The sequence below is a fragment of the Mesorhizobium sp. M7A.F.Ca.CA.001.08.2.1 genome, from assembly GCF_003998455.1.
Taxonomy (GTDB): Bacteria; Pseudomonadota; Alphaproteobacteria; order Rhizobiales; family Rhizobiaceae; genus Mesorhizobium; species Mesorhizobium ciceri.
In genome coordinates, this window is record NZ_RZPW01000659.1 from 1 (window position 1) to 3,581 (window position 3,581).

General features: G+C 63.5%; 4 protein-coding genes. All 4 read left to right on the forward strand.

Translation table 11 applies throughout. The features are described from left to right. Positions 1-379: ATP-binding cassette domain-containing protein (locus EN914_RS28470; protein WP_164778979.1), on the forward strand; the 379-nt coding region annotated here is incomplete at its 5' end. Next, a complete protein-coding gene (locus EN914_RS28475) occupies positions 376-1,374 on the forward strand; it encodes an ABC transporter permease subunit (RefSeq protein ID WP_024503726.1) in 999 nt (332 codons plus the stop codon). The genes EN914_RS28470 and EN914_RS28475, both read left to right, overlap by 4 nt. Positions 1,375-1,450: 76 nt before the next feature. Then, positions 1,451-2,389 (forward strand): ABC transporter substrate-binding protein, encoded by a 939-nt coding sequence (locus tag EN914_RS28480; RefSeq protein WP_013529341.1) that lies wholly within the window; start codon positions 1,451-1,453, stop codon positions 2,387-2,389. Positions 2,390-2,453: 64 nt separating this feature from the next. Beyond that, a complete protein-coding gene (locus tag EN914_RS28485) occupies positions 2,454-3,347 on the forward strand; it encodes a sugar phosphate isomerase/epimerase (protein WP_024503727.1) in 894 nt (297 codons plus the stop codon). The last annotated feature ends 234 nt before the right edge of the window (positions 3,348-3,581 follow it).

Consider the following 3,581-nt stretch of genomic DNA (forward strand, 5'->3'; position numbering starts at 1 on the left):
TTCCAAGGCCGTTGCCGATCTCTCCATCCGCACCAGTTCGGTGCAGGCCAATGCCGGCTCGCTGTCGGGCGGCAACCAGCAGAAGGTGCTGCTCGCCCGCCTGCTCGAGACCGAGCCGAAGGTCGTCATCCTCGACGAGCCGACTCGCGGCGTCGATGTCGGAGCGAAATCGGAAATCTACCGGCTGATCGACAATCTCGCCAAGCAGGGCATCGCCATCCTGATGATCTCCAGCGAACTGCCCGAGGTGATCGGCGTCGCCGATCGCGTGCTGGTGATGCGCGACGGAAAGATATCGGGCGAGGTGACGGCATCGCAAGGCGAACCGCTAAGCCAGGAGGAAATCATGGAACTTGCAACGGGAGCGGCCCAGCAATGACCGACAAGGCGACCGAGATCAGCGCAGTCGGCCAGGCGACCGGCACGAGCCGACGGTTGCGCACGGCTTTCGCTGCCCTTGGCATGCTGCCGGTGCTGATCCTGCTGGCGGCCGGCTTCCAGTTCCTGAACCCGCGCTTCCTGACCGAGACCAACCTGTTGATCGTCACCCAGCAGTCGTCGATCAACATCGTGCTGGCGGCCGGCATGACCTTCGTCATCCTCACCGGCGGCATCGACCTGTCCGTCGGCGCCATCCTCGCCGCATCGGCGATGGTGGCGGTGATCGTATCGCTGGTGCCGGACTGGGGTTTGCTCGGCGTGCCGGCGGCCATTCTGGTCGGCCTCGGCTTCGGCCTCGTCAACGGGCTGCTCATCGCCTACATCAAGCTGCCGCCCTTCATCGTCACGCTGGGTTCGCTGACCGCGGTGCGCGGTGTCGCCCGCCTGCTCGGCCAGGACACCACGGTGTTCAATTCGGACCTGCCGTTCGATTTCATCGGCAACGGTTCGCTGTTCGGCATCCCGTGGCTGGTCATCATCGCACTGTCGGTGGTGGTGCTGTCCTGGGTGGTGCTCAAGCGCACCGTGCTCGGCACCTGGATCTACGCCGTCGGCGGCAATGCCGAAGCGGCGCGGCTGACCGGTATCAAGGTGCCGCTGGTGCTGCTCTTCGTCTATGGCGTTTCCGGCCTGCTGGCCGGTCTCGGCGGCGCCATGTCGGCGGCCCGGCTCTACGCCGCCAACGGCTTGCAGCTGGGCCAGTCCTACGAACTCGACGCTATTGCCGCGGTCATTCTCGGCGGCACCAGCTTCGTCGGCGGCGTCGGCTCGATCTGGGGAACGCTGATCGGCGGCCTGATCATCGCGGTGCTCTCCAACGGGCTCATCTTGGCCGGTGTCTCGGACATCTGGCAGTACATCATCAAGGGATTGGTCATCATCGTGGCGGTCGCCCTCGACCGCTACAGGCTCCAGGCAGGAGCAAGAACGTGATTGACCTTAGTCGCCGGCGTCAACGACCGGTTTGTGTAACGCACCGTGAGAGGCGCGGGGCAATCGGAGGAAAGCAATGAAGACCATCGCCAAACTGCTCTGCGGCGTCGCACTCGCGTCGCTCGCCATCGCGCCTGCTTCGGCCAAGGACCTCAACAAGGTCGGTATCTCGGTCGGCCTGCTCGGCAATCCCTTCTTCGTCGCCACCATCAAGGGCATCGAGGACGCGGCCAAGAAGATCAACCCGAAGGTCGAGGTGACCTCGGTATCGGCCGACTACGACCTGAACAAGCAGGTCTCGCAGGTCGATTCGTTCATCGCCGCCGGTGTCGACGTGATCATGCTCAATGCCGTCGACGCCAAGGCGATCGCGCCGGCGGTGAAGAAGGCACAGGCCGCGGGTATCGTCGTTGCCGCCTTCGACGTTTCGGCGCCGGGCGCCGACGTCACCGTGATGACCAACAACGTCAAGGCCGGCGAAGAGGCCTGCCAGTACCTGGTCGACCACACCGGCGGCAAGGGCGACTACGTCATCCTCAACGGACCGGCATCGTCGTCGATCCTGGAGCGGGTGAAGGGCTGCAAGAACGTGCTTTCGCAGCATCCCGACATCAAGATCCTCTCCGACGACCAGAATGCCGAAGGCTCGCGCGACGGCGGCCTGAAGGTGTTCCAGTCGCTGCTCACCCGCTTCGACAAGATCGATGCGGTGTTTGCCATCAATGACCCGACGGCGATCGGCGCCCAGCTCGCGGCCAAGCAGCTCAACCGTTCGGAGTTCATCTTCACCGCCGTCGACGGCGCGCCCGATATCGAGAAGGAACTCTCTTCCGGCACCTCGATGATCAAGGCCTCGGCCTCGCAGGATCCCTATGTGATGGCCGGCCAGTCACTGACGATGGCGGCCGAACTGCTGGCCGGCAAGAAGCCGGCAGAGCCGACCGTTCTGCTCGACCCGAAGCTGATCACGGCCGAGAACCTGAAGGACTACAAGGGCTGGACCGCAGCCCGCTAAATTCTTCCCAAGGCCGGTGCGGCCGGGATGACCCGGCCGCACCTTGTCAGCACCGGAGACGATGATGTCGCGTATTGGAATCCATTCTTTCGTCTGGTCGGCGAGCTCGGCTCAGGCCGATCTGGAGCGCACGCTGGCCAACACCAGGGAGGCCGGCTTTGACCTCATCGAATTCTCCTATCTCGACCCCGCCAATGTCGACATCGGCGGGCTCGCGAGGCGCATCGCCGATCTTGGCCTCGGCGTGGCGATCAGCATCGGATTGCCTGTTGACGGCGATATTTCGAGCGCCGACAGGGCGATTGCCGCGCGCGGCGTCGAAATCCTCAACGACACCATCGCGCTGACGCGTGACCTCGGCGGTCGGAAGGTCGCCGGCATTCTCTCGACCAGCCACGGATTGCAGGTCGAGGCGCCGACGCGCGATCAATGGCAGCGCAGTGCCGGCACTCTGGCCAAGGTTGCCGAGACAGCCAAGGCGGCCGGCGTCACGCTCAACCTCGAGATCGTCAACCGCTTCGAAAGCAATCTGCTCAACACCGCCGCGCAAGGACTGGCCTTCATCGAGGACACTGGCTCGGACAACATCTTCCTGCATCTCGACACGTTCCACATGAACATCGAGGAGGCCGATGTCGGGCTGGCCATCCGTCAAGCCGCGGACAAGATCGGCTATGTCCATATCGGCGAAAGCCATCGCGGCTTCCTCGGCACCGGCAATATCGATTTCGCCGCGATCTTCGATGCGCTGACGGCGATCGGCTACAGCGACGATCTCAGCTTCGAATCCTTCTCTTCGGAAATCGTCGATGAGCACCTGTCGAAGAAGACCGCCATCTGGCGCAATCTGTGGACGGACAACATGGCGCTGGCCAAGCACGCGCGCGCCTTCATTGGGCTCGGGCTGGAGACGGCAAGGCGCAAGGCGGAACTCGTCTCGGCACGGCACAAACCCTGACGCGCCCTTCGAGAGCCGAAGGGCGCGGCGTGCGCCGCATGGCAGGGCTCTGACTTCAAACCAACAAACGGCCTCGTGGCAGCCAGTGCTGGCAGCTTTTGCGCCGCCAGCTTTTTCGCGATAGGAATTTTTTCTTGACTCGTGACCTCAGCTATGGTACATTTTTGCCTATGGTGCTGATTTGCGCCAGTGACCCGCCGCACAGGCGGGTTTTTGTTTGATGCACCGTCAGCC